The organism is Streptomyces sp. NPDC088910 (assembly GCF_044749865.1).
In the GTDB taxonomy this organism is placed as follows: domain Bacteria; phylum Actinomycetota; class Actinomycetes; order Streptomycetales; family Streptomycetaceae; genus Actinacidiphila.
The window spans coordinates 109,266-134,386 of the sequence record NZ_JBIVIV010000008.1 but is presented as its reverse complement, the minus strand read 5'-3'; the positions used below and the strand labels follow the sequence as shown (position 1 = coordinate 134,386).

General features: G+C 65.4%; 14 protein-coding genes. 4 read left to right on the top strand and 10 right to left on the bottom strand.

Annotated features, from left to right (window positions below):
* Positions 1 to 28 precede the first annotated feature (28 nt).
* Positions 29 to 958 (bottom strand): AraC family transcriptional regulator N-terminal domain-containing protein, encoded by a 930-nt coding sequence (locus ACIP4Z_RS19940; protein ID WP_401309761.1) that lies wholly within the window; start codon positions 956 to 958, stop codon positions 29 to 31.
* Between the two features lie 143 nt (positions 959 to 1,101).
* Here ACIP4Z_RS19940 and ACIP4Z_RS19935 point away from each other — a divergent pair, with 143 nt between their 5' ends.
* From ACIP4Z_RS19935 to ACIP4Z_RS19920, 4 genes are all read left to right on the top strand, one after another.
* Positions 1,102 to 1,419, top strand: coding sequence for an antibiotic biosynthesis monooxygenase (locus ACIP4Z_RS19935; protein WP_355336309.1), 318 nt, complete (start codon positions 1,102 to 1,104; stop codon positions 1,417 to 1,419).
* A 121-nt stretch (positions 1,420 to 1,540) separates the two neighbouring features.
* Positions 1,541 to 2,500 (top strand): alpha/beta hydrolase fold domain-containing protein, encoded by a 960-nt coding sequence (locus ACIP4Z_RS19930; RefSeq protein ID WP_391042877.1) that lies wholly within the window; start codon positions 1,541 to 1,543, stop codon positions 2,498 to 2,500.
* Positions 2,501 to 2,596: 96 nt separating this feature from the next.
* Positions 2,597 to 3,355 carry an SDR family NAD(P)-dependent oxidoreductase gene (locus ACIP4Z_RS19925; protein ID WP_401309756.1) on the top strand — a complete coding sequence of 253 codons (759 nt, stop codon included), beginning with the start codon at positions 2,597 to 2,599 and terminating at the stop codon, positions 3,353 to 3,355.
* A 226-nt stretch (positions 3,356 to 3,581) separates the two neighbouring features.
* Entirely contained in the window at positions 3,582 to 4,010 is a 429-nt protein-coding gene (locus ACIP4Z_RS19920; RefSeq protein ID WP_355336303.1) for an SH3 domain-containing protein, read from the top strand.
* 196 nt (positions 4,011 to 4,206) lie between these two features.
* Here the strand turns inward: ACIP4Z_RS19920 and ACIP4Z_RS19915 are convergent, their stop codons facing one another.
* The 9 genes from ACIP4Z_RS19915 to ACIP4Z_RS19875 all read right to left on the bottom strand — a co-directional run bounded on the left by ACIP4Z_RS19915 (position 4,207) and on the right by ACIP4Z_RS19875 (position 24,940).
* A complete protein-coding gene (locus tag ACIP4Z_RS19915; RefSeq protein WP_401309752.1) occupies positions 4,207 to 6,150 on the bottom strand; it encodes a glycoside hydrolase family 31 protein in 1,944 nt (647 codons plus the stop codon).
* Between the two features lie 626 nt (positions 6,151 to 6,776).
* Positions 6,777 to 7,241: a hypothetical protein gene (locus ACIP4Z_RS19910; protein ID WP_401309749.1), complete on the bottom strand. Its 465-nt coding sequence runs from the start codon at positions 7,239 to 7,241 to the stop codon at positions 6,777 to 6,779.
* 785 nt (positions 7,242 to 8,026) lie between these two features.
* Positions 8,027 to 8,287, bottom strand: coding sequence for a hypothetical protein (locus tag ACIP4Z_RS19905; RefSeq protein ID WP_401309746.1), 261 nt, complete (start codon positions 8,285 to 8,287; stop codon positions 8,027 to 8,029).
* Entirely contained in the window at positions 8,284 to 15,306 is a 7,023-nt protein-coding gene (locus ACIP4Z_RS19900; RefSeq protein WP_401309743.1) for an RHS repeat-associated core domain-containing protein, read from the bottom strand. The genes ACIP4Z_RS19905 and ACIP4Z_RS19900 overlap by 4 nt, the downstream gene beginning before the upstream one ends.
* A gap of 157 nt (positions 15,307 to 15,463) precedes the next feature.
* Positions 15,464 to 19,831, bottom strand: coding sequence for a LamG-like jellyroll fold domain-containing protein (locus ACIP4Z_RS19895; RefSeq protein ID WP_401309740.1), 4,368 nt, complete (start codon positions 19,829 to 19,831; stop codon positions 15,464 to 15,466).
* 1,322 nt (positions 19,832 to 21,153) lie between these two features.
* Entirely contained in the window at positions 21,154 to 22,164 is a 1,011-nt protein-coding gene (locus tag ACIP4Z_RS19890; protein ID WP_401309737.1) for a helix-turn-helix domain-containing protein, read from the bottom strand.
* Positions 22,165 to 23,261: 1,097 nt separating this feature from the next.
* Entirely contained in the window at positions 23,262 to 24,122 is an 861-nt protein-coding gene (locus ACIP4Z_RS19885; RefSeq protein WP_401309734.1) for a methionyl-tRNA formyltransferase, read from the bottom strand.
* A gap of 88 nt (positions 24,123 to 24,210) precedes the next feature.
* The gene (locus ACIP4Z_RS19880; RefSeq protein WP_401309731.1) at positions 24,211 to 24,738 is read right to left on the bottom strand and encodes a DUF6879 family protein; all 528 of its coding nucleotides are present in this window, start codon (positions 24,736 to 24,738) and stop codon (positions 24,211 to 24,213) included.
* Positions 24,725 to 24,940, bottom strand: a complete 216-nt coding sequence (locus ACIP4Z_RS19875) for a hypothetical protein (protein ID WP_401309728.1) — start codon at positions 24,938 to 24,940, stop codon at positions 24,725 to 24,727. The genes ACIP4Z_RS19880 and ACIP4Z_RS19875 overlap by 14 nt, the downstream gene beginning before the upstream one ends.
* Positions 24,941 to 25,121: the final 181 nt, after the last annotated feature.

Here is a 25,121-nt window from a genome sequence, read left to right as displayed (position 1 = left end):
CCGCGCCCCGGCCCGGCGGCTTCCCCGCTCAGGGGAGGACGCCCGCCGGGGTGCGGACGGTACGGACGGTCCGGCGCAGGCGGGCGGCGTCCCGGCTGGGGGGCGCGCCGAACTGGCGCCGGTACTCGCGGCTGAACTGCGAGGGGTTGTCGTAGCCGACGCGCTGCCCGACCCCCGTGACGTCGCCCGGGTGGGTGGTGAGCAGCAGCCGGGCCTCCTGGAGCCGGATCTGCTTCTGGAACTGGATCGGGCTCATCGCGGTCACCGCCTGGAAGTTGCGGTAGAAGGCGGACACGCTCATACCGGACTGCCGCGCCACGTCCTCGACGCGGAAGGGCTGCGCGTAGTGCTCGCGAATCCAGCGCACGGCGCGCGAGACATGGCTGAGGCTGCTGTCGGCCAGGCCGAACTGCCGTACCGCCGCGCCCTGTTCGCCCGTGATCAGCCGCCACAGGATCTCGCGCTTGACGAGGGGCGCGAGGACGGCCCGGTCGTGCGGCTCGTCGAGCAGGCGCAGCAGCCGGACGACCGCGTCGAGCAGCGCGGGCGGCGCGTCGCTGACGACGATGCCCGACGGCGTACCGCCCCCGGTGCGGGGGGAGTTGCCGGGCCCGGCCTGGAGCAGCAGTTCGGCGACGGCGGACGGTTCGAGGACCAGGCCGAACCCCAACGCCGGTTCCTCGGCGTCGGCTTGGAGGAACTGTCCCGTGACCGGCAGATCCACGGACGCGATCAGGTACTGCCCGGCCCCGTACTCGAAGACCCGCTCCCCCAGGGCCAGGCGTTTGGCGCCCTGGGCGATGACCGCCAGGACCGTGCCGGACATCGAGGGGGCGGGCGGGTCGGGGCGGTCGACCTTCGAGACGAGGACGCCGTCGATGGCGGTGGTCCAGCCGGAGCGCGGCGCGTGCCGTGCCAGCAGGCCGCGCAGCTCGTCCAGGTGTTCTTCACGGGTCATACGTCCATTGCACCACCCCGCCGCGCCCTGGCTCCCGTGGCGGCGAGGATCGTGCAAGTACGAGCGAGGAACGTTCTAACATTTCCGCAGGTCAGAGCAGTTCAATGGAATCACCGCACTCCAACGGAGAGAAGAAGGATTCCATGAACGCGAACTACGGCTTCAACGCCACGCTGACCGCCAAGGCCGGAATGAGCGACCAGCTCGTCGAGCTACTGCTGACCGGCCTGGACGAGGGCAGCCCCGGCGCGAGCGAGCACTGCGTCGTCTACCTCGTCTCCCGCTCCGCCTCCGACCCGGACGTCGTCCACGTCACCGAGGGCTGGACCAGCGAGGAGGACCACCACCGCGTCTTCGCCGGCGAGGCCGCGCAGGCCATCGTGGCGCGGATCGGCCCGCTGCTGGCCAAGGAGTCCGACTACACGGATTACGTGCCGGTACGGGGCAAGGCCGCTTTCTGATCCGCCTGCTCCGACCTCCCATCCGCCGGCTCCCGCTTACCGGCTCATCCGCCGGCTCCCGCTTTCTGACGCGCCAGTCCGCCGCCACCACCCTCTCCACCTCTTGAGAAAGGCACCGCCCATGACCACGCCCCGCCCCGGCCTCGACCCCGAACTGCACGACCTGCTCGCCGACTTGCCGCTGATGTCCGGGCTCAGCCCGGAGGTGCTCGCGCAGGTCCGCCCCTTCTCCTCGGCGCCCGTCGAACCGCTCCTGGAAGGACGCGCGATCGACCGCCGCGAGGTGACCGTCCCGAGCCGGGACGGCGAACCGATCGCGCTGTCGGTCTTCAGCCCCGCGGCCACCGGCGGCCGTACCACCGCGGCGCCCTGCGTCTACTGGATGCACGGCGGCGGGATGGTCATGGGCGACCGCTTCTCCCAGATAGACATTCCGCTGGAGTGGCTCGACGCGTGCGGCGCCGTCGTGGTCACCGTCGAGTACCGGCTCGCGCCGGAGTCCGGCGGCACGATCCCCGTTGAGGACTGCTACCAGGGGCTGCTCTGGGTCGCCGAGCACGCGGCCGAGCTGGGCATCGACCCCGCCCGTATCGTCGTCGCGGGTGCCAGCGCGGGCGGCGGCCTCGCCGCCGGGGTGGCGCTGGCGGCCCGCGACCGGCAGGCCCCGGCCATCGCCGCCCAGGTGCTGATCGGCCCCATGCTCGACCACCGCAACACCACCGCCTCCAGCCGCCAGTACGCGAACGAACCCGGCGTATGGACCCGCGAGATGAACGAGTTCGGCTGGAGCTGCCTGCTCGGCGGCCTCGTCGGCGACGACGTACCCGCGTACGTATCGCCCGCCCTGGCCGACGACCTGTCGAATCTGCCGACCGCCTACATCGACACCGGTTCCGCCGAGGTCTTCCGCGACGAGGACACCGACTACGCCACCCGGATCTGGGCGGCCGGCGGCCAGGCCGAGCTCCACGTCTGGGCGGGCGGCTTCCACGGCTTCGACGCGCTGTACCCGCAGGCCCGTATCGCGGCCACCGCTCGCAGGACCCGCACCGACTGGCTCGCCCGCGCCCTGTCCGCGTAGGCCCACCCGGCCGGGTGATGCCGCCCGGTCACGTAATCCGGCCCGGTCACGTAAGCCCACCCGGTCACGTAAGCCCACCCCTTCTGGAGGACCACCATGAACGTCGCCATCGTCACCGGGGCCAGCTCCGGCATCGGACAGAGCGCCGCGATCGAGATCGCCAAACGCGGAACCGGCGTCATCCTGACCTACGCCAACAACCCGGCCGGCGGCCGGGAGACCGTCGCCGCCATCGAGAAGGCGGGCGGCACAGCCGTCGCCCTGCCCCTGGACGTCGGCGAGGCCGGCACCTTCACCGCCTTCCGCGACACCGTGGCCGCCGTACTGCACGACACCTGGCAGCGCGACACCTTCGACTACCTGGTCAACAACGCCGGTCTCTCCCTCACCTCACTGATCGAGGACACCACCGAGGAGACCTTCGACCGGCTCATGCGCGTCCTGCTCAAGGGTCCGTACTTCCTGACGCAGAAGCTGCTCCCCCTGATGGCCGACGGCGGCGCCATCGTCAACACGAGCAGCAACTCGACCGCGTCCGCCGGCCTCGAACCCGGCTACTCCGTCTACGCCTCGATGAAGGGCGGCCTCGACGTCCTGACCCGCTACATGGCCAAGGAATTCAGCCCGCGCGGCATCCGGGTCAACGCCGTCTCCCCCGGCTCCACCCGCACCCGCATCGCCAACGACGCCTTCACCCAGTTCCCCGAGGTCATCCCGGCCCTCGCCGCGAAGACCGCCCTCGGCCGCCTCGGCGAACCCGCCGACATCGGCCCCATGATCGCCGCCCTCACCTCCCCCGAGTCCCGCTGGGTCACCGCCCAGACCATCGAGGTCTCGGGCGGCTACAACCTCTAGCGCCTCTAGAACCTCTAGCACCTCTAGAACCTCTGGACCGGCCCCCCCGGCGGCGGACCCGCTGCGCGCACAGGCCGCCGTCCGGGTGGCGGCGGCACCCGCAGACGGGTGAGGACTGCGCACGTTCGGCTCAACGTGGCAATTTATCCTAGTTGTTGGAGATTGTCCGGCGTATTTTCAGCGGTGCCCATGCGTGTCATTGCACATCAGGAACAGGAGAAGTCCCTTGGCGACATTCGCTGCTCTTCCTTCCCTCCGAGGCCGCATCATCACCGGCGCCAGCGCGCTGACCACCGCCGTCGTACTCGGCACCACGCTGCTCGGCGCGACGGCCGCCCAGGCCGCCGCCCCGACCGCCACCCCGGCCCGCCCGTACGGCACGGTCGTCGCCGGTGACGGCGTGGTCCAGCGCCAGTTCCCGAGCACGGACTCGTCCGTCAAGGGCTCGCTGCGCTACCACCAGCAGGTCGGCCTGCGCTGCAAGGTCCGCGCCCAGAACATCGCGGGCAACGACGTCTGGTACCTGCTGCGCGACAACTCGAACTGGGTCTCGGCGAAGTACGTCGACAACACCGGCAACGTCTCCTACTGCAAGGACGTCCTGCGCAGCGACCTCTCCACCCTGAAGGCAATCCCCAAGGGCGCCAAGGGCTGACCCCCTCCCCCGCGCACGAGCCGGCCCGGAGTCGCCCAAGTCCCCACCCGCGACTCCGGGCCGGCCTCATTGCCGTGGCGCGGCACCGGGCCACCCGCTCACACACGCCGACGGCCAACTGCACGCGAAAACCCAGTGGTGAACCGGCCCGGCCCTCATCCACACTGCGCCGATGAGCGCCCCCCGCGGAGACACGTCATCGGGAGACGGCATGCATCAGGGCGTCGGTGTCGTGCGTGCCCAGCAGGACGAACACCGGGGTCCGGCTCAGGTCGGCGGCGTAGCCCGTCAGCTCGGCGGGTCCGTGGATCGTCCTCCGGTGCAGGACGTCGTACCACTGGCCCGGCGGAACATGGATGTCGCGCCGCGTCTGATCGGTGAGAACGGGCGCGGCCATCAGCGAGTCGCCGAGCAGCCACTGGTCGGCGATCGTGTAGGCCGCCTCATCCTGCGGGTAGTTGAAGAACAGCGGCTTCATGATCGGTTCCCCGGTGCGCACCGCCCGCTCGGCCTGCGACTCGATGTACGGCGCGAGGCGTTCGTGAGCCTGGACCGCGGCGACGTAGAGGTCGACCGTCTCCTGATCGTACTTCTGGCTGCCGTAGGCGTTGGACACTCCGAGCGGCGAGGTGGAGGAGTACATCAGCGGCATCAGCGACGCCGCCTGCGCCCACCGCACGAGCACCTGCTTGGCAGGCGGGGCCTTGCTGAGTGAACCGCCGATCATGTCCGTCTCGACGAAGGGGTAGCCGACGGTACTGATCGAGAGGTTCTGCGCCACCGCCGCGCGCAGCGAGACCCAGCTTGTTCCCTTGTCGATCTGCCGGGTGACGAAGCCGTACCGCTGCGAGCCGGTCCAGTGGATCCGTACGCCGGCGCCTTGCAGGTCGAACTGGTCGCACAGTTCCGCGCCGAGCTTGAGGTAGTCGAGCGCGGTGTGACCGGGATACGGCGCACAGGTCTCGTCGTAGAAGCGGGTGTCGAATTTGAACCCGTCGACGCCGTAGTCCTGCCGCAGGCTCTGAAGGTTCCCGACATACCAGGCGCGGGCCTCGGGATTGGCGATGTCGACGATGCCGGCGGTGCCGTTCCACCACTTGACCAGGCCCGGTTCGGCCGGGTCGGTCCTCGATTTCAGGAGGTAGCCGTGGTCGGCGGCATAGGAGAAGTTGTCGGCGTCGGTGTTGATCCACAGCGTGACCCAGATCCCGAAGTCGTACCCCATCGCGTGGATCTCGTCGGACATCGCCTTCGGCGCCGGGAATTTGCTGTTGAAGGTGAAGTCGCCGTAATGGCTCATCCAGCCGTCGTCCATCTGGACCGTGTGCCCCGGCACTCCCGCGTCGTGCAGGCTCCTGGCCCAGCCCAGCAGCGAGTCCTGTGAGACGGCGGAGTAGAACTGCGCCCACGAGTTCCACAACGGCTTGGCGTACTGCGCGCTCGACGCGTCGCTCTTGGCGGGCGTGCCGGTGATGCCGATGTAGTTCTCATAGACGTCTCTGGCGTTGCGTTCCACGAAGACGGTGGCGTCCATCGTGGAACTCTGGGTGAGCGTGTAGCCGAAGACACCCTGCTGCGCGTCGTTGATGGACACATCCATGACGTCTTCGGTGTCGACCCACAAGCCGGTGCCCCGCTGGGTGAACCAGAACGGCTCGGTGACCAGATACTCCGCGGGCGCCATCGTCTTGTCCCGGACCTTGCCGGAGTCCAACGGCCACGGCTGGTCGATGTACGGCGCACCGGTCGCGGTCACCGCCTCGCCCTGCCCGTACCAGTGACCGGCCGACTCGACCAGATAATGGCTCGCCACCTTGGTCGCGGCGACCTGTCCCTGGACCGACCAGGTCATCCGGTACCGGTCAGCGGCCGGAGTGATCCGGTAGGTCACGGTGCTGCCGGGTACGGTGGTCGCCAGCGTCAGTACGAGCACACCGTCGCTCCACCGCGCGCTCGTAACGGACGTGGCGGTCGCCCACGCTCCCTGGGCCGTGCGGAAGACCGCGGGGCCGGACCCCGACGACGCGGACGAGCCCGCGTCGGTCTGCAACACCACCTTGCGATCGCGCAGTGTGGTGATCTGGAAGGGCGACTTGGTGACGACCACGGTGTAGCCGGGGGCCTTCGCCGCAGGCGACACAATGAGTCTGACGCTGTCGACGGTGTCCTCGAACCGCGTGGGCGCCGGAGCTCCGGTCGCACCGTTCCCCGGCTGCCCGGTCGCGCGCGACTCGCCACGAGCAGCCGACTGACCACTCGTCAAAAGCGCACCCGACACGCCGACCGCTCCGCCGACGGCGAGCAAACGCCTTCGAGGCATCCCTTGTTCAGCCATGGTGCTCCTCCTGGTGAGCAGCGTCGAGTCGCTGCATTGGATGGTGCGGCTGTCGAACGGACATGGCCTTCAGTATCCGATCCCAGGGCCGGGCGGGGCCCCGCTGAGACGGCCCGATCACTGCGCAGCGCAGGCTAGCCAGTCCCATTCGTGAGCACAATAGCTCGAAACATGGCCATATCGAGCAACGCGGCTCATTTTCCGCCCCAGAGCGCGCCGGAGCCGCGCCGGGGTCGCGGCGGGCGCCACGGGCGGGTTTGCCGGCCGCCGAAACGGCCGCCCCCAGGCGACGATTCACCCCATCAGCCCATACCCGCGGCCCGCTCAGCGCCCGCCCCGCCGCCGACCCGACCGATGACGCACCGCGTCTCAGCCCGTTGAACGACAGTTCGGACCGAAGAGGCGCCTTCGTCCGCCGACACCGCCGCCGCCTACTGCCGCGAGGCACTCCTGATACGGCCCTCCCCACCTGAGCAGTAGTCAGGCGGGACCTCACCGATGTCCGGGACATCAAGCACATAGAACTCCGCGCTCGTTCCACGAATGTCGATCGAGGCACTCGGAGAGAGCATGATACTCAGCTCAAGAAGGCCGGATCCGGAACGCATTTCACTCCCGACCACACTCCAGGCCGTCTTCTCTCCACCTCTTTGAAGTGCGCGCCAATTAGCCTCCTGTACTCCACGGAGAATCAGGACAGCTGCATTTCCGTATTCGAACTGCAATGCGGTCCGCAGCTCAAACAGGAGACCCACCGTGGACGTCAGCGCATGCACACGCAGGTCATGTACCTGCGCCTCCTGGAGCGCGTCCCTCTCAACAAGCGGATCCATGTCGGGACCAAGAACGCCTGACACTCTGCCGGGCACCCAGAGGAGGTCTTCGACCGCGCTCATGGCAAGGGGAGGTGACTGCGGGGACTGGACTTAGCCACTGTCTGCCCGGTCAGGGGATTCACTGATTGTCCTGCCTTGTTCATATAGACCACATACCCATTCGGGTACTGAATCCTGCCAGTTGTGACCGGATCCATTATCCGGATCTGCATCACTCGCGGGTCAAGCCCCTCCGTGCCAGCCGGTATATCGTAAGTGATTCCCTTTCCAGCTTCGGCTGGTACACCAGCCGCTCCCTTTGGCGAGGGGAACGACTCACCATTGGGCCCCGGCACCGAATCGATCGAACAGCCTGTGTTATGAACCAAGATCGGCGTTTCACCGGCGAGCGCATAGTACGTGTGCTACGCGAACCCTTTTACCTGCTTTTGCACAGGTGAGCGGGGTTTTGGCGGTCCGTCGGGGTCCGTGGTTGTACGCCGTTGTGCGTGGTTGTTGCCGTCACTACTGCCGTCAAAGGTCTAGACCACTCGAAGATGAGGCATCTTCGGTCGGCACGGTGGAGGGAAGCACGCGTCAGCCGCCCGGCAGCGGGTCGGGGAGGTCGGAGCGCGGCGGGTCGTTCGGGAGCTTCGCTCCCCGCCGGAGGCGGCCGTGGCCACCCCCCGACGATGAGCCTGGCAGCGAAGGACCCGCCCTCGGGTCAACCACCCACTTGTGCAGCACCCGTCCGCTGACGTTGCCGTCAACTACTGCCGTCAGAGACCCTCAGCGGCCCCACTGGAAAAAACCAGTGGGGCCGCTGCAATTCCGCTCAGTACTATCTTGACAGTCTCGAACGCGTTCTACTCGTACACGACTGCCGCACGAAAGATTGCTGCAATCAACGCCCAGTCGGGCACCTCAGGAACCGGCTCGCCGATGACATTCTTAAAGAATCCGTCCATCGATTTAGTCCAACGCGCGGAGGCGTCCACAAAGTCCGAGGTGGATGGATTCTGCAGTTCCAATTTTCCATCGCGCAGAAGGATTGCCAGCCCTTGCAGGTATTTGGCGAGATCCTCGCGCGTGTTGATTACGTTCAATGCTGGGTCCGGCCAGTTCACGGCCACTCCACTGGGTCGAAGTGCTGAATCAAGATCGATGCCCCGTCATTTTTAGTGGTGAACTTCCACGCCTCCCCTGCGATTTCTTCGGGAGTCGCCATCCGGAACGGCATCTGAATCCCAGCCTTCTGAAATGCAACGAGCCGCCGATTGTCCAACGAGAAGAGATTTCCATCCTTGTACTGAAGTCTCACCGTGGGAAGATCTTCTGGCTTGATATATCCAGATCGCAGACCGGCCGCCGTCTGCTCAATCGTCTCTCCACTGCCGAAACGTGGGCTGACAGTATCCTGCGAAAACCTCACCAAGCTCGGGTCGATTGTCCCGTTGCAATTGTGCACCAGCACCGGCGTGCTACCGGCGAGTACATAGTACGTGTGCAGGTCACGAACGGTCAGGTTGTAGGCGGCCTGGAGCTTGTGGAAGTGCTCCGTGGCGAGGATGCGGATTGTCTTGCCGTCGGCGGAGCGGACCGTCATGCCCGGCTTGAGGTCGCCGGCGTCGAGCCAGGCGTGCCGACTGGGAGACCAGAACGGGTGGTGGTCGGTGGCCGTCAGCGTCGCCACCGCTCCCGCAAGGGTGAGCGTGGTGAAGTCGGTGTCGTCGGGGGTGATGAGTGTCGCATCGACGTTTCGGGGCCCGGAATCTCCGGTCCGGGGGTCTGCGGCAGCGACCTTGTCGCTGGTGGTGAGCTTGTCTATGGATTTGGCCGACCCGTCGGCGAGCAGCACCTTGGTGCCAGCGGGGAAGCTGTTGTAACAACCTGCGGCAAATCCCTCTGGATCTCTGGCTGCAAGGCGGCCGATTCCTTCAGTGATGGCAAGAACGGATACTTCAATTCCCTTGTTCTTGCCTAGATTGAAGTAAATCGAGTTGGTGTCGGCCCCATGGTTACCGGCGAATTTCTGGAGCGAGTCACCAGCGTTCCCACAGTCGCTGAACCAGCAGATGGGATCGGTGTGAGTGCCGATCCAGCTTGTGACCTTGGTGACGCCCGTCATAACGCCCCAGCCCCAGTCCACCATGTCGCCCTGTTTGACGGGCGGCTTGACCTTGACGGCTTTCACCCAGGACTTGTTGGTGTCGCGGAAGTCGACGTGCTGGACGGTCACCTTGTTCTTCTTCTCCGGCTTGGAGACGAAGGTGTACTGCCAGTCGCCAGGACCGCCGCTCCACGCCTCGGTCGTGCCACCTCCACATGTCCCGTCACAAGCGCCCAGGGGGCGCTCACCGCTGGGGTCCGAAAGCGTCAGCGGGTTGTTGCTGCTGTAGGTGTATCCGGTCAGCGACTGCGGATCCTGCGGCGCCAGCAGCGGATCGACGCTGATGAAGCGGCCCGTACTGGGGTCGTAGTCGCGGGCGCCCAGGTGTGTGAGGCCCGTGGCCAGGTCCTTGGTTCCGCCGAGGAAACCCTTGGTGCCGGCCCAGGAGGTCGGAGAGGGACCGCGGTCCCCACCGAAGGGGGTCTCGTAGTGCTGGGTAAGAGCGCCGGTGACGGCGTCGATGTTGGCATCCGCAGTGCCGTGGGCGTCGGTGACCTGAAGGGTCACCTTGTTGTCATTGGTGCGGACCGCCACGGCCGAGCCGAGCGGGTAGTAGCGCGTGGCGGTGGCCTTCGCCGCGCCCTTGACGAAGTTCACCTCGGTGGAGCCGAGGTAAAGGGTGGTGTTCTCGGCGCTGGGGCTCGCCGTGTCGAGGGTGTGCTCGATCAGGCGGTTGCCGCTGGTGTCGTAGACGTAGTCGGTCGTCTTGGTGGTGGTGACCGTGGTGGATCCCGACGTGGTCCTGACGGTGTCGGTGACCTTGTCCAGGTGGTCCTCGGTTCCCCACGCCAAGGACTGGTCGTCCGTCCGAGTGCTGTCAGGAACCACGTGCCGGTTTGTGGTGTTGCCGGCATCGTCGTAACCATAGGACTGCACGACGGGCGTGCCGTCGCCCACCACGGTGCTTGACTGCGTCAAGGAGTGAGGGCGGGGTCCGGAGGTCGGGTAGGCGTAGGTGCTGACGGCGTCCGCCGCGGCGATACCGGACGGGTCGTGCCGGGTCTCGGTCTTCCGTGTGCCGTCGGTGTTGTAGGTGTAGCTCGACCAGTACGGTGCCGGGCCACCGAGCTTGGTCGCGTCCGGTGTGGCGGGGCAGGTCGCGTCGGTCGGCGTAAACGCCTCGGTGAGCCGGGCAAGGTAGTCGTACTGGAAGCACTGCTGGTCAGTACCGGTACGAGACTTGTCGGAAAGCGAGGTGACGTCGCCGGCCTCGTCGTAGGTGTAGGCAGTGGCCCGCGCGGCACCCGTGATGTCCTGCTGATCGGTACGGCTGCCGGACAGTCGCTGGGTGCCCCACTCGTAGGCATTCGTGACCCAGGTGGTCTTGCCTCCCGCGTTCAACGCGGACTGCATGGGCTTGCCGGTCACGCTGTAGGTCTGTGCCGACAGGTATCCGGAGAGGTTGCTGCTGATCGTCGCAGCAAGATGCTCTTTGTTGTACGTGTAAGCGACGTTTTCCGCGGCAAGACTGCCGACAGCCGGATACGCGGCCGACTGGACGGTCCCGTCCAGGTTGTAGTTGCCGCCCGTCACATAGCTTCCGGCCAGACCTTCCTGTCCGGGGACCGACGGCACGGTGAGAGTGGATTTGGTGGCGTGGTACAGCGCGTCGTAAGTGTTGACGACGGTCTTGTACTGGTACGTCGTCCCGTTGATCGGCACGTAGCGGGTCGTCGAGGCGAGCTGTCCTTGGCTGCCTGCCGGGTCCCATGTCTGCGAGGTCAGGAGCTGACCGGTGGCGCTGCCGTCACGGGTCTCGATCTCACGGGAGAGATTGTCGTAGACATGCGCGACGGTCTTGGTCCGTCCGTCGGTGACGGAGACCAACTCACCGCGATCGTTGTAGGCCTTCGTCGTGGTGCCGCTGTCCGGGTCGACCGCCTTGACCTGGCGGCCGAGTTGGTCGTACGTCCATGTCCAGACGTTGTGCGACGGGTCGGTGATCTTGTTGAGGTTCCCGCCGTTGTCGTAACCGTAGGCCGTCGAGTCATACGCCCCGGTGGGAGTGGCAGCCTTGTACTGCCGCAACTCGACCGTGTGGCCAGCGGCGTCCGTGATCGTCGTGGTGGGGGTGCCGCCCTTCGGAGGGGTGACGGTGACGCTGTTGCCGCCGTAGGAAGTCGTGGTGGTCGACAGCGGGGTACCGACACCGTTCCCTGCGAGAATCGTGGTCTTCACCACCCGGCCGAGGCCGTCGTACCGCGTCGCGGTCTGCGTCTCGACGCCGGTGGCGTCCTCGACCTTGAACAGATTCGCCGATGGAGTTCCCGTGGCGTAGTACGGGGCGTATGCGATGGCTGCCTGACCGCGTTCGTCATAGAACGTGTCGGTCAGGAGACGGCCGCCGTTCTGACCGGGAGCCTGCACTTGGCGCACACGGCCGAACCCGTCGTAGAGGGTGTAGGCCGCGTCCTGGGAACCGTCGTTGTTCAGCGTCTTGGTCGTTACCGACGCGATGGCGCCATCGACATTGGCGTAGGCGTACTCGGTGTTGGGCGTCTGACCGTCGGCCTTGGACCGGTTGGGCTGCCACACCTTCAGCAGTCGGCCGAGCGCGTCGTAGAGCACGTCGGTGCGGCGGGCGGTGGTGTCGATACTGATCAGCGGCAGGCCGCGCAGCGAGTCTGTGTACGTGGTCGTGGTCTGCGCCGACGTCGGCACGCCGACGGTGGCCGGGGGCGTGGTGACGATCGTCCTCACCGGACGGCCGGTGGCCGGGGTGTAGGCCGTGGTTGTCACGCGCGCGTTGGCCACGGGTGTGGTGACGGTGGCCTTGACGCCCGTGGTGTCGAAGACACTCATCGATGCCAGAGCAGTGGCCGTCAGCTGACGCCCGTATACGTCGTAGGTAGCCGCGTCGTCCAGGTACGTGGCCGTACCGCCGTTGCGGACCTTGAGCTTCTCGGTGAGGGTCGCCCGGCCCTTGGTGGGTGCTGCGCCGTACGCCTGTCCGTCGTACCGGGTACGCGTGTCGCTGATGACGGCGGAAGTTCCGTCGGGCTGAGTATCGCGGTTGGGCGTCGCCGCGCACGTACCCGCGACGGTCTCGGTGCGAATCGCACCTGTGAGGATCCATGCCGCGGTGTTGTCGGCGTAGGTGGTACGGGTGCACTGATCGTCACCGGCCACCCCGACGTCGCCGAGGGCCTCCACGACGGTTGCCCGGCCGTAGCCGTCGAACGTGGTGTCGCTGCGCGTCTGAGCCCACTGACCGCCGGCGCCGTTGTCGAGCGACCTGAGGCCCCGAGCGACGCTGATGCCTGTCAAATTGGCGGTTGTCGTGCCCCAGTCGCGAACCCGCTTGGCGGTCTCCTTCTTCCAGGGGGTGTTGACCGTCTTGGCCAGGATCTTCCCGCCGGGCTTGTCGAACGTCTCGGTGCGGTACTCGAAACCAGCCCATGCCTCGTCATCAGTGAGAGTGGCGCCCTCACCGTCGGACACCTGCACGGTGCGGGTCTTGGTCGCGTCCGACTGGTCGGACCGATCACCGTCCATCCCGCGCAGGAAGTAGTGGTCGACCTGGCTGGACATTCCGGAAGTACCACCGGTTTCGACCCGGACGTGGGCGTGACCGCGCCATTGAGACCAGGTCTTGAGCTTCTCCTTCGTCAGTCCCTCGTCATCGTCAAAGGCCCAAGCACCGCCGTCGATGTACGTGTAGTGCGTGACCATGTCGGGCGCACCACCGGTGCGGTCAGTGCCGATGACCGCGTCGACGACGTACTTGTTGAACCACTCCGTGGTCACCGGCGTCTTGTCGGAGGCCTGGTACATCTGCGGGAAGCAGTGAGTGGTGTTGGACTGCGGGGTGAGCAGATGGTCCCAGTCGCACGCGGGCTGCGAATAGTTGACGTCGATCTGGCCGCCGGCCTCGTCGTCGATCGTGCTCAGCCGCTGCTTGTAGAAGGGCGACCGTCCATCGCCGGTCTTGTCCAGCCGACCGATGCGAGGGTCGTATCCGAGCGTTGTGGGCGGCAACGCGACAGGCGTGGCTCCCGCGACCGCTGTGTGCGTAATGGAGTCGAGGAGGAGTTGGTAGTCGGCATCCGCGGTGCCCCACTTGTGGTGCAGGGACCAGGTGTCGATGTCCTTGTATCCGCCGTCGGTCTGCAGTGTCTGCGTGGTGACCTTCGTCAGCCGGGTGCGAGTCCAGAACGTCGGCGAGAAACGCCCCTGGTCACAGGTCGTGCCGGCCTTGCAGTTCATGTCCCACGGCGTGTCGTACCAGTACTGGCGATTGGCATCGATGCTCGCCGGATCGCACAGCGAGGCAGTCGCCTCCAGGCAGCGTTCGGCGGTGGCGAAGTTCACCTTCGCCATCGGCTTGACGGTGGCGGAGTAGATGTCGCTCTGCTGCTGCCCGTATTCGATGTGATCGAGCGTCGCCGCACGAGCATACGGAGTGCCGTCGGTCGGCTTCAGGTTACGACCGTAGGAGTTGGTCTCGGGGTTGTACCAGTAGGTGATGTCATTGCCGCTGGTGTCGATGACCAGGTCGAGATTCCAACGCCAGCCTTGCTGGCACCACGAGCTGGCGAACGTCGAGGCATGGCACGGCTCGCCTGCGTCGTCGCCGAAGACAGGGAGGGTCTCCACCGACTTGGTCTCAGGCTTGCCGGAGGTCCAGTTCGGAAGACGGTTGTACCCGAAGTAGTACTGAGTTCCGTTGGTCGTGATCGCTTCGAAGTATTCGCCGTCATTGTCACCGTTGCCACGGGCCGTACTACGCAGCCGAACCACCTTGGTGCCGTCGTCGCCCTTGATCCGCCACTCGTCGGTGGAAATTGGGATCAGCTCGCCGGAGTGCCCCTCAAAGCTGATGGTGGCGTTGTCGTAGGCCCAGCATTCGTCGCCCGGCTCGACACCGTCGGTCTTGACTCCGTCGTCGCGGCAGGGCTTGTAGGAACGCTCCACAAAACCCGGAGCGATGTCGAAGCCGTCACCGACCCACGATCCCTGGTTGTTGGCATTGGCCGTACGTCCGTCGATCGCACCCGACGAGTACGAGAGTCCCACGCTGGGCACCAGACCGCCCGGCACCGTCGGTGCGGGCATGTCGTAACTCCAGGAGAACGAACCACTGTTGAGCGCGGTGCTCCAAGTCGAGGCGGATGACAACGGCGACGACGTGTAGTCACCTGAGGGGCCGGAGGCGGATGCCGTGGCCGCCAGCACCGTCATCCCGGACGCGGAGTTCGACCGAGTCGTGGGCAGAGGCGCCGTCGCCGTATCGGTAGCCGTGGCCGGCACGGGCACCGCATCGGCGGTCACGATGTGGTGCTCCGCGTCGTTCCGCCCGGCCAGTTCCGTCGCGTTGCGGCACTCGGCCTTCTTCGGGGTGGTCAGCACACACTCCGGAAACTGCACGAGCCGAAGCCGCTCGCCGTATCCCGCACCAGCGGCGTCGGCAAAGGCGCTGTAGTCCAGGCTCAGGCTCGCCCGCGAATCCTGTGCCCCGCTGCCCGTGACCGTCAGAAGGACACCGTCCACTCCGGCTTTCTTCGCCGCGGAGTGGTCCAGGACACGAACTGTGGCCGCACCCGGCGCCGGCGCAGTGGCCACGGTCGCCCGTGAGGCGCTGTCGGTGGCCGAGCGCATCGGGGTCAGCGATACCGGTAGCGAACCCGCGCGCACCGCGTGATTGACGGACGGAGCCGACCCCGGTTCCTTCCGCGTCGACTTCGCCGACGCCGAAGTCGGCGCCGACAGGGCCACCGAAGCCGTTCCACCGGTCGGCCACGCGTTCTTCGGAGTCCGTGGCTTCGAGACGGTGCGGTCCGCCTGCCGCGGTCTCACCTTCGCATTCGTCCCCTTGACCGTCTTCTCCAACGAGCGGACCGCGGGACGACCCGAGTCCGCCGTGGCCTCGGCGAGCGCGCTGGGCATGGCTTGCAGCAAGGTGGCGACCAGAGCGCCGGACATGACTGCGGCTATGCGACCTGGGGTGCGGCGCCGAAACACCGGTGTGATGCGCATCGTGAATGTCTCCCTGCCCCGTCTGGAGGACCCGGACAGGACTGGTCGTGCCGACGGGAACGCCGGGCGGATGTCACTGAGGAGAAGGGGGAGGAGTTGGACAGGGACCGCCCTGGACGCGCACTCGGTGTCCGGGGCGCGTCCAGGGCTTGATCAGCTAGGGACCGGTGTCGCTGTCCAACTCCGCCGGAAAGGCCAGGGAGATGATCTGAGCTTCGCTCAACACCCCTTGGTAGGCCCATACATCGTCGATCTGTCCGGAGAAGGACCCGCGCCAGGCGCCGGCCGCACGATCACGGCCGAACTGCAAGCCGACTGTCGACTCAAGTGGCTGCTCCGCACCGGCGTACGACGTGCGCTCGGTGCATTCGAGATCCTCGGCATCGCAGAGATGGTTCTCCACTTGGCCATTGACGTAGAGGGCCAGTTCGTTGGAGAAGGCGTCGTAGGTCACGGCCAGATGAGACCAGTTTGCGCCTTGAACACCATCAGTGGAATGAGCGATCACCGTGTGTTTTCTCGGGGTTCCACCGGTGACCGTCTCGACTTGCCATTCCCCGATGACTGTATCCAGATCTGTCATTCCGGGAAAATCGGGATCGTGCACAGTTCGCAGGTAGTGCCATCGGACGGTGAGGGCACTGTCACTGACGTCCCCGATGGACAGGACCGTCATGTCGGCGGTCGGGGCCGTCAGTTGTGCCCAGGCCGTGACCGTGAAACTTTCGTCGGTGTGCAGAGGAACGGAGTTGGTCGCGGCGTAGGAAGCAGGACTGCCGTTCAGGCTCAGAGCTCCCGTTCCCACATTGGCATTGGGAGAAATGAACGCCGGACCGTAGAGCGTGGCCGGGTGCTTGCCCAGGTCGTCGGGTGAAACGAGCGGGGTGGAGGCGGCGTCGTTCAACCTCCACCGGCCGACCAGTTGGGGACGTTGCTGCATCACGACCTGCACCTCGGGAGGAGTCACCACGCGATCGAAGACCCGGAGGTCGTCGATATCTCCGCCGAAGAAGTTGTCGGTGATGCCGTCGTGGCTGTCCGCGCCAATCAGGAGCCCGCCAGGCGTGGGCCAGGGGCTGGTCTGGGTGTAGGCGACCGTACTCACCAGGTAGCCGTTGACGAACAGGCGGATCCGCTGGACGGCCGCGTCGTAGACCCCGACCAGGTGTGTCCATTCACCGGTGGTCGGCCCGATGCACGGATTCCCGTTGACGTCGGGCTTGCCGACGGTACAAGTGGGCTGCACAGCCCGCACCAGGGTCGTCGATGCCTCGTCGGCCACATAGCGGCCGAAGATCCAGTTGTTGTAAGACGGGCTGTAGTACAAGGAGAAATCGCTCTTGTACGTGCCCTTCTGTCCGACGACCACCTTCGATTGCGTGTCGGTCGGGGCGTCGAGCCTCGCCCAGACCGAGACCGAGAAACTGCGGTGGTCATCGACTTGCGGCCTGCCCGTCTTCGCGAACCCGTTGGCTCCGAACCGCGCGGCCGTCCCCGAGACCCCGCGCACCCCGGTGGTCACCGCACCGGTGACAGTCGCGACCGACTGCTCTGTCGTGCCGGCCATGACGCTGCCGGTCTCGTTCATGTTCCACACGGCCTTCGCCGGGACTCCACTCGTCAAGACAGTGTTCGCGGCGACAGTCGACGCATCAGACGCGGTCAATGCCCGGTTCCACAAACGAACGTCGTCCAGTGAGCCCTTCCACGGGTCGGTGTACGTGCCCTGCCAGCGGATACGGCCGAATTGCAGCGCACCAGGCGCCACCGGGGCTGCTGCTGTGGCAACCGAAGTCGAAGGCTTGCCGTTGACGTAGACCGTGATGGTGCCCGCGGCCCGGTTGTACACACCTGTCAGATGCGTCCACGTCCCCGCGACGACCGGTTCCGCGGAGACAGCTGACTGCCACGTCGCGCCAGGAGCGTCCTTGGTCGCCGTCTTGAAGGTCCACTTCCCCCCGTACAGGCCCAAGCTGAACCCGGCAGCGTACACACCGTCCTGCGTTACGGCCGCTCGGCTGACGCTGATGTCCGAGGCGCTCACCCAAGCCGAGACAGTGAAGCTGTCGGAGGTGTCCAGCACCGCGCCAGGTGTCGACGCGTAGTCCGCAGGAGTGCCGTTATCTGCCAGGTTCCCCGGCAGGGACAGGGCTGTGCCGGTACGGCCGGCGGCACCGCTGGCCGCTGCCCCGGTCAGAGTCGCCGAGTAAGTGCCTCCACCGCCTGCCAGACTGCTCGCACCGGCATCGTCATCCATGTTCCAGTCGGCACGCTGCGGCTGACCAGACATGACGTTGAAATAGTAGGTGCTGGGCGAAGAGGCGTTGCCCGCCGCGTCAATTGCCTTCACCGAAAGGTAGTGAGGGCCTTCAGTCAGCGGGACAAAACGCACTGTCCCCGGGGCGCCCGCAGCAGGACTGACTGCCTGTGCGGCGGACGGCGCGGCGTCCATGGCGTACTGATAGGTCAGTTGATCCGGGTGAGCGGGATCCTTCGAGGCAGAGAGGAATGAAAAGGTGCCGTACTTCCCGACGCCGTCCGTCCACGGCAGCACGTCAGCCATCTCCATGGAACCGGGATACGACGGCGACGTGACCGTCGGCCCCTCTGGAGCCTGTGTGTCGACCCGAAAATAGCAGTCGGTGTGGGCCGTGCCATCACCGTCAGAACTCCACGGGCCCCATTCGGTTCCGTCCCAGGCACGCGCTTCCCAACCCACCGAATAACCGGTGTTGATGGGGATCGACGTCGGCAGGGTCAGGGAGAACGGCGAGCCGGAGGCCTTGAACGTATTGGCTGAGGGAGGCGTGCCGAGGGCGCCGGTGGAGAACCAGCGACGCCTGAAGCCCGACCCGTCCGGGTTCCATGAGGCTGCGAACTGAACGCCGATCTTCTCACCGTCCGGGTCGGAGAGCCGAGCGGTCACCTGAGGCCGCTTGTTCACCACGACCGGAGCGAGCTGGCACACCGAACCAGGCGCCATCGACAGATCCTTCATCGGCGGCTGCTTCGGCGGCAGGTTGTACTTGACCTGCAAAGTCGCGTCATCGGTGAAACGCTTCCAGGCATCGGCCTTCGATTCGTCCTGCGCCTTCAGACCCAAGGTCAAATCGGTCCAGTTACCGTTCGCTGCCTGTTGGACCTTGTCCCTGAGCGTATTGGACTTATCGCCGCCAAACTCCAGATTCCCGGCGGGGCACGACGAACTCCAGCCCTTGGCATCCGTCAGGGTCTGCAGATTCTGCGCCCAGAACGGGCTACTGCCGCTCGTCGAGTTGGAGTTGTTCCACGTGGTCCCCGAACTGATCCGGCTGGTCGCGTACAACTGCACAGCTTCTTTGGTGCAACTGTAGGAGTGGGACTCCTTCACATCGAACTCAGCGCTCAGAATGTGCTTCCCGTTGAACGCCTGACCGTGCACCGGCAGGGAGTACAGCACCCGCTTCACGTCATCGGCCGAGCAGTTCGGCGCCACGCAGTAGCCCGTACCAAAATCTGGCACGTAGGTGCTGTTGTAGCTGAACTTCCAGTACGCGATGGACGGATTGGCACGGGAGATACCGGCCCACCCACCTGCATGCGGCGTCGTGATCCCTGGATCGATCATCACCGGGTAGACCGTGGTCGGCGACCCGAGGAGGCTCTGATCCGGAGTAAGCGTCATCGTCTTCTGATCGTCGGCAATCTGAAGCCCGACCTGAGCGGTGTGCACACCGTCATCGACAGGGGCGTCCTCAGCGCCGGCGATACGCGAGGAACGGAGCGTGTGTGCACTCGCAGCGATGGATGAACTGCCGGGACCGTCCTGTGCCGCCTTCGACGAATCGAACATCATCGGCTTCGGCGCCACAAATACGGTGCCACCGCCACCGGCGGCGTCCACCGCCGACAACGATCCGTCCGCGTTCTCTCGCATCGTCATGTCAGGACTGGACATACCGATCTTGAGCCGCACGAGTTCGGGATTCTTCGCTGCCTCGGCGGTCTTGACAACGACCAACTGCGTGAAGCCACCGTCCGTCGCAGTCATCCGCAGGTCCACATCGGGCAGGATCGACCGGTACTCGGCGGTGTCCCCGCTCACTACCGGCGTCGGCAACGGCTTGGGCCACGTCAAGGTGAGGGTCTTGCCCGCGCTCGAGATCCGTACGAGCGGTTGCGTTCCGCCTCCGGAGAATTCCAGCGGCGACAACACCGCCGTCGGCGCGACACCGCCGTCGGCCGCCGTGTTCAGCGACGTATCGATCGTCGCCCACTTCCCGTCCTTGCGCGTCCGCACGGGGTTCGCATGGATGGTCGCCATCAGCGACCCATCCGGCTGCGCAGTCACCTCGGTGTTCTCATCCGTCATCGCCTGCACGACGACCGGCTGACCGGACTTCCGCGCTTCCCCGACCGCGAGCGACTCCGGCGTATCGCCCGTCCCTGGTGACGCGCTTTCCGGTGCCGCGACATCACCAACAGGTACCGGCCCGTCCGCGACTGCGGCGACCGTTCCAGCCGACACCGCCGCTCCGGACAGCACCGCCAGAACCCCGATCTGAGCCGCCGCCCTACGCCAGCGACCGCCACGAGCGGTATGACCGCCCCCCACCCACCCCATGAACCCATCCCCACAGACTGCTCACAAAATTCACACAAGTGAGCGGATCTAACAGGCTGCGATCACAAGGGGTCAACAGGGTTGGACGCAGATGCCCCTTGGGGACGTGGGCGGCGAGAGAGGGCTACACACAGGGAGTCCCGCCTCCCGATGGATGCATCTGATGCCAACAGGATTGCCGCGCACCGCACATGACGATCCATCATCGCGCTCGGCGAGGCCGTTGAGAGGCGGTCGACCTCGACCACCAAGGCCAGGTGGCGGCGAATAATTTACTCCCCCTTGACCGTTGCCCTCGCTTGTCCGCCGCCGCGAGGTACGGGCCCTGGGAACAACCACGTTCGGCGAGACATTTCGGCTGGCGGCGTACCTCGCGGCGTTCCCGCTGCTCGTCACCATCCGCCGTCCCGGCGGCCGGGCGGGGCGGGGCCCGGGCAAGGAAAAAATCCCAGGTCACGGCGAGTAAGTCCGGGGGGTGGTTCGGAGCCGCCTTCGGGATTCGAACCCGAAACCCACACATCACGAGGTCCTGCACGTTCGTGACGGGCGCTGCTGAATAAGCGTGGGGATTCTCGTTCCCCCTGGTCAACGCGCGATAGCACGTCTTGCAATGCTATGTGTTCCAAAGGCCGCCGACACGTCCGCCCACGTATCGCCCGCGCAAGGGACTGGCTGTGCCAGTGTTCTGGGAAACGTCACGTCCGCGCGGGATCGGCCCCGTTGTGAGAAAGCGGCGCGGGCGGGCGCGTGGTCTGGTGGAATGGTCGCCCGGTCGCTGGGTATTCGGCACCGCGGCGTGACCGGGACGAGGCAGGGGGCCGAGAACTGACGCCTAGCAGATCGTATGGACACCAGGGGTCCGGGGGGCCTGTCCGCCGATCTGAGCGGCATGACGTCCTCCCCCTCGTGCCCGTACGTCGGCGCGTACGGTACGCCCTCCGCCCGGTGGACAGCCGGGGGCTCTCACCGTAGGGCCTGCGGAGGACCGCCCGCACCCAATCAATCAACTCCCGTCCGGTGGAGGCCGTGTGTCGTTTCCTCCGCTGCGATCGCACGACGCGCCATACAATCCGCTCAGTGCGACGGTGACCGTATCCAGCCCGACAGGGCCACGCCACCAGCCCACGAAGAACCGTGCGCCGCAGGCCAAACGCGTGGACGGGGAAGGGGGTCAAGCACATCTTCGGGTACAGCTTTCCGCCCAGTCGTGCGACCTGCTTCGCTCAGGCAATCGCGCCTCCTCGTCACCCCAGTCCCCTAGGCCTGCCAGCGCCACCGCCCGCGTGGAAGGCACCGTTCTCAACGTCATCGACATGGACGATGGCGTCGGGCATACGCATGAAATGCATGAGCGCCTTGACAGAGACCTTGTAGCTCCGTCCCACCCTCGCCACCGGGAAAGGCAACTCTCCTTCCTTGATGAGTCGGCGTGCGGCAGATTCAGTGATCCCCATCACTCCTGCGGCTTCCTGGAGTCCAATGTACGAGGGGTAGAAGTCGGAGGCGTAGTAGTAGAGGTTCGGGTTGGAAATCCAGGATCGAGTCAGTCGCTGCTTTACGACCTGGCTGATCGACCCCGTACGGCGACCAGAGCGAAGTTCGTCGTGAAAACCCCGCACAGCGTCGAAACAATCCCACGTCTGAAGCAGCGCACCAAATCGCTCGCCCCTGATCTTTTCTGCGACATCCGCGTCACGAATATCATCGACATTGATGATTGACAACGCCCTCAGCACGGAACCCTGCGCAGAGACTTCCGGCTGGAAGAACAGATCGATGTCGTCCGTCGAGTGCTCCGAAACAGCGGCCCTCCCTCGCCGGAAGGCCACATCGAAGGCCGCCTTCACCATTCGGTCCCTGACGTGGCGCGGAGGAACCCCCATGACGGTGTCTGCCCACACCTCCAGTGCGGTTGCCGTCATCGCCGACCGGACTTCTTCGCGCTCGACCCGGAAATCACGGGAGATACTCGCTGACAGCGTACGGAAACAGGGAACGATACAGTCGAGGATCACCAGGCGCCACGTGTAATCCCCGTCCATGTCACACAGCCGCCCCCTGGCAATCATTGACTCCCACAGGCGGGAACTCGGAGCTGACCGCACTCCCGCTCGGACCGCCTCGGCGCGAAACTTCGGATAAGTAGGATGTCGCTTGATTTCACACTCATCAACATTTCCCACGTGGACGCAGACCGGCCCCTCTCCGAAGATTTTCCGGACGCTCCATTCGATTTGGTCGAAGATATCCGGCATAACTTGGACTCCAATCCTCACTGATTACCCACGACTGAGCATGGCGGAACCTCGATGAATTCAACAGCCCTCGGCGAACCGAGCCATCCGTTCGTGTGAGAAATGTTTGTATGGAGAATTTTTGGATTTTTTAGCTACTCCACCAGGCCGCCGTGCCCGATCGCAGCCTCAACCGACCCGCCGACGTCAACTCAGCGAGGCACACCACGTCGGCGCCGGAGGCTCACACACACCTGCACGACCCAAGGTCGCACCCACCCGCTGGACCTCAGACCACGGGCAGCGAGTCGACCCGCGCGCGGCTGCCGGGGGCATCCTGGGCATGGAAAACCCCAGGTCACGGCAAGTGAGTCCTGGGGTTTTTCGGAGCCGCCTTCGGGATTCGAACCCGAGACGTGCGCATTACGAAACCGTGAGCGATCATGCGAGTCGTCACGGCTCATTCTTTGTCACGCTGTTATGCCTGATCAGAAGGGCTGCCGCTGCTTGAATCGTAGTGTCCCCCCCCCGCCCAGCCCAAAGGCATCCGCGCTCCCTTGTGCTCCCCACACTGCCCCTCGGGGCTGACGTTGGAGGGGCCGACGCCAGGGCAGGTTCAGTTCCGACGGACTCCCGGCAAGAACAAGAATCTGTCAACCGATCAGTTGATCACGCGCGCTGGGGTCGGATCAGATGGATTCAGCGCGCACTGAAAGCCGAGTTCTGGGCGCTGAGGGAGATCGGCAACGACTTCACGATTTGGCACCACGAGATCGACAAAACGTCCCATCCTTACGAACGACGCAACTGACTACTTCTTCACACGGGCCGCTGCCCTGATCTCCGTCGTCCTGCTGCACACCGATCGCATGGCCTGACCGGTTGCGGATCCGCGCCGTGCCGTACCGACCTCAGTCTGTCTGGTCGGCGCGAGTCAGCGTCCGCGCCGCGTGTTCGCCGCGGGCTCGACTCCGTAGTGCCGACCGAGTTGCCCACGTTGCAGGCGCGCCTGTGTTTTCGCACTTCGCTGAAGAATAACCCTAGCTCCGCTGTATCAGGAGCAGAGCGGCCCACTCAGAGCACATTGTACCCACTCTCCTCCTGATTCTCAGAGAAGATCATGGGGCTCTGTGGCTATAGCTCGCCGGCGGCCGCCCGGGTTCGGATTCAAGCAGCCAAAGAGAGAGTCCGTCGCCACAAACGATCTCGGGCCCGTTGGCAGTTTCGAGACTCGTGCGGATGATGTGCAGCCATTCACCAGTCTCGATCCGCGCAAGCGGGTAGGTGGTGGACCGCATGTAGCGATACGTTCTGACCTGATTGTGGATATCGCGCGCACTGTCGGACCAGTCAATAACGGAGAAGTCATCTTCCATTAATCCCGCGTAGGTAGCCGCATCAGCATCCTGTGGCTCACCGGCGTAGCCACCGGCAGCCAACTCAAGGGAGTCCATCAGCAGGTTGTAGATGACGGGCATCGCTTCGTCGCAGTAGTTCTTCCAGGTGATGTCCTCGGCGAGGGGGATGCCGTCCCGCTGCGCGAGGATGTTTCCTGTGTCGAAGTCGTCGTCCATCCAGTGCACGGTTACACCGCCGGTCGTGTCGCCGTTGCGGATCGCCCAGAGCAGTGGCGCGGGCCCACGGTATTTCGGCAGCATGGAGACATGGATGTTCATGATGCCGAGCCGTGGGATCGCCAGGACGGCCTGCGGGATCTTCCAGGGGAAGCCGAACACGATCACCAGGTCGAGGCGATAGCTCGCCAGGGCGCTGGCGAGTCCCTCCATGCTCCCTGGGAGCAGCAGGTCCATCCCTGGTGGGACAGCGTCGAGGATCTCTGCGGTTGTCTCTGGGGCATCGCTGAGATTCGGACCGCCAGATCGGAGGGACCGGCCGTAGAAGTAGGCAACCGGGAGATGCCCAGCGTCTGTGCAGGCTGCGTGGATCGTGGCAAATTCGGCGGGACCGGAGGAGATCACGCCGATCCTCAGGACTTGTCGCAAGCTCCCGTCCTCAGCTTGGAGTGGTCTGGATTCGCGAATGCGGGCGGGTACGCCCCGATCCCACTCAGTTCAGCTTGTACTCGCTGTGGGGAATGCCCAGCTTCCATGCCTCTTCGAACGCGGCAGCGCAGCGTGTCGCCACGTCGGGATCTGCGTCAAGCTCGTTGCCGACCCAGTTCCCATCCCCGGTGAAGTGGTTGAACAGCACCGTCTGACCATCGAAGATCCAGCAGTCGTTGCCAGGCAGAGACAATGTGGAGGCCCGACTGCGCGGCAGCCAGCGCACGTCTTCGCCTGCGGCAATGTTCTGCGGCGTCCCGTCATGCTCGAAACGGATGTATTCGGTAACGGGCTCGGAGACGATGCGTACTCTGCGCAGTTTCACGCCCCGTGCTGCGGTGGCCCTCATGAGGTCGAGCCAGCCGGCTTTACTCTCGGCATCCTGCGCCGGTCCCCATTCACCGGCCCGCCACTTCTCGATGTCGGACTGCTCTTCCTGTACCGCGTAGCTGTCGCGCATCTCCAGGTGGCAGGCCGACTGACGACAGGCGTTGAACAACCCCGCCCAGCCATCTGCGTCAAGAGACTCCACGTGCACCGTCCTTCGGTAAGTAGTCGAACAGGGACGCCGGGACGCGCACGACCGTCTCACCGGCAGGAACTTTCATCTGATCCAGGTCGGACGGTTCATCGATAACGTAGCCCTGCACGATGAAGTCGCCGCTCTCCGCGTCCCGGTACAGCCGCGGCGAACCCCCCTGACCTGTGGAACCGCCGACGAACTCTATCTTCATGATCGAACCTCGCGTCTCGACGTCACTCCGGGCAAGAACGTGGTGCAGAACGCCTGACGGCGCTGCGATGGCGCATTTGGCACATCGATCACCGCACTCGCCCACCGGCAGCTGCGGCCTGATCCGGTATTGCAGAGACGGAGGGTGTGTGTTGCTATCGCCAAGAGCGATGCTAGCCAGT

Bases quoted from the DNA above. Each gene is read 5' to 3' on its own strand.
- ACIP4Z_RS19940 (WP_401309761.1), bottom strand. From the start codon at position 958: ATGACCCGTGAAGAACACCTGGACGAGCTGCGCGGCCTGCTGGCACGG.
- ACIP4Z_RS19935 (WP_355336309.1), top strand. From the start codon at position 1,102: ATGAACGCGAACTACGGCTTCAACGCCACGCTGACCGCCAAGGCCGGA.
- ACIP4Z_RS19930 (WP_391042877.1), top strand. From the start codon at position 1,541: ATGACCACGCCCCGCCCCGGCCTCGACCCCGAACTGCACGACCTGCTC.
- ACIP4Z_RS19925 (WP_401309756.1), top strand. From the start codon at position 2,597: ATGAACGTCGCCATCGTCACCGGGGCCAGCTCCGGCATCGGACAGAGC.
- ACIP4Z_RS19910 (WP_401309749.1), bottom strand. From the start codon at position 7,241: ATGAGCGCGGTCGAAGACCTCCTCTGGGTGCCCGGCAGAGTGTCAGGC.
- ACIP4Z_RS19900 (WP_401309743.1), bottom strand. From the start codon at position 15,306: ATGCGCATCACACCGGTGTTTCGGCGCCGCACCCCAGGTCGCATAGCC.
- ACIP4Z_RS19890 (WP_401309737.1), bottom strand. From the start codon at position 22,164: ATGCCGGATATCTTCGACCAAATCGAATGGAGCGTCCGGAAAATCTTC.
- ACIP4Z_RS19875 (WP_401309728.1), bottom strand. From the start codon at position 24,940: ATGAAGATAGAGTTCGTCGGCGGTTCCACAGGTCAGGGGGGTTCGCCG.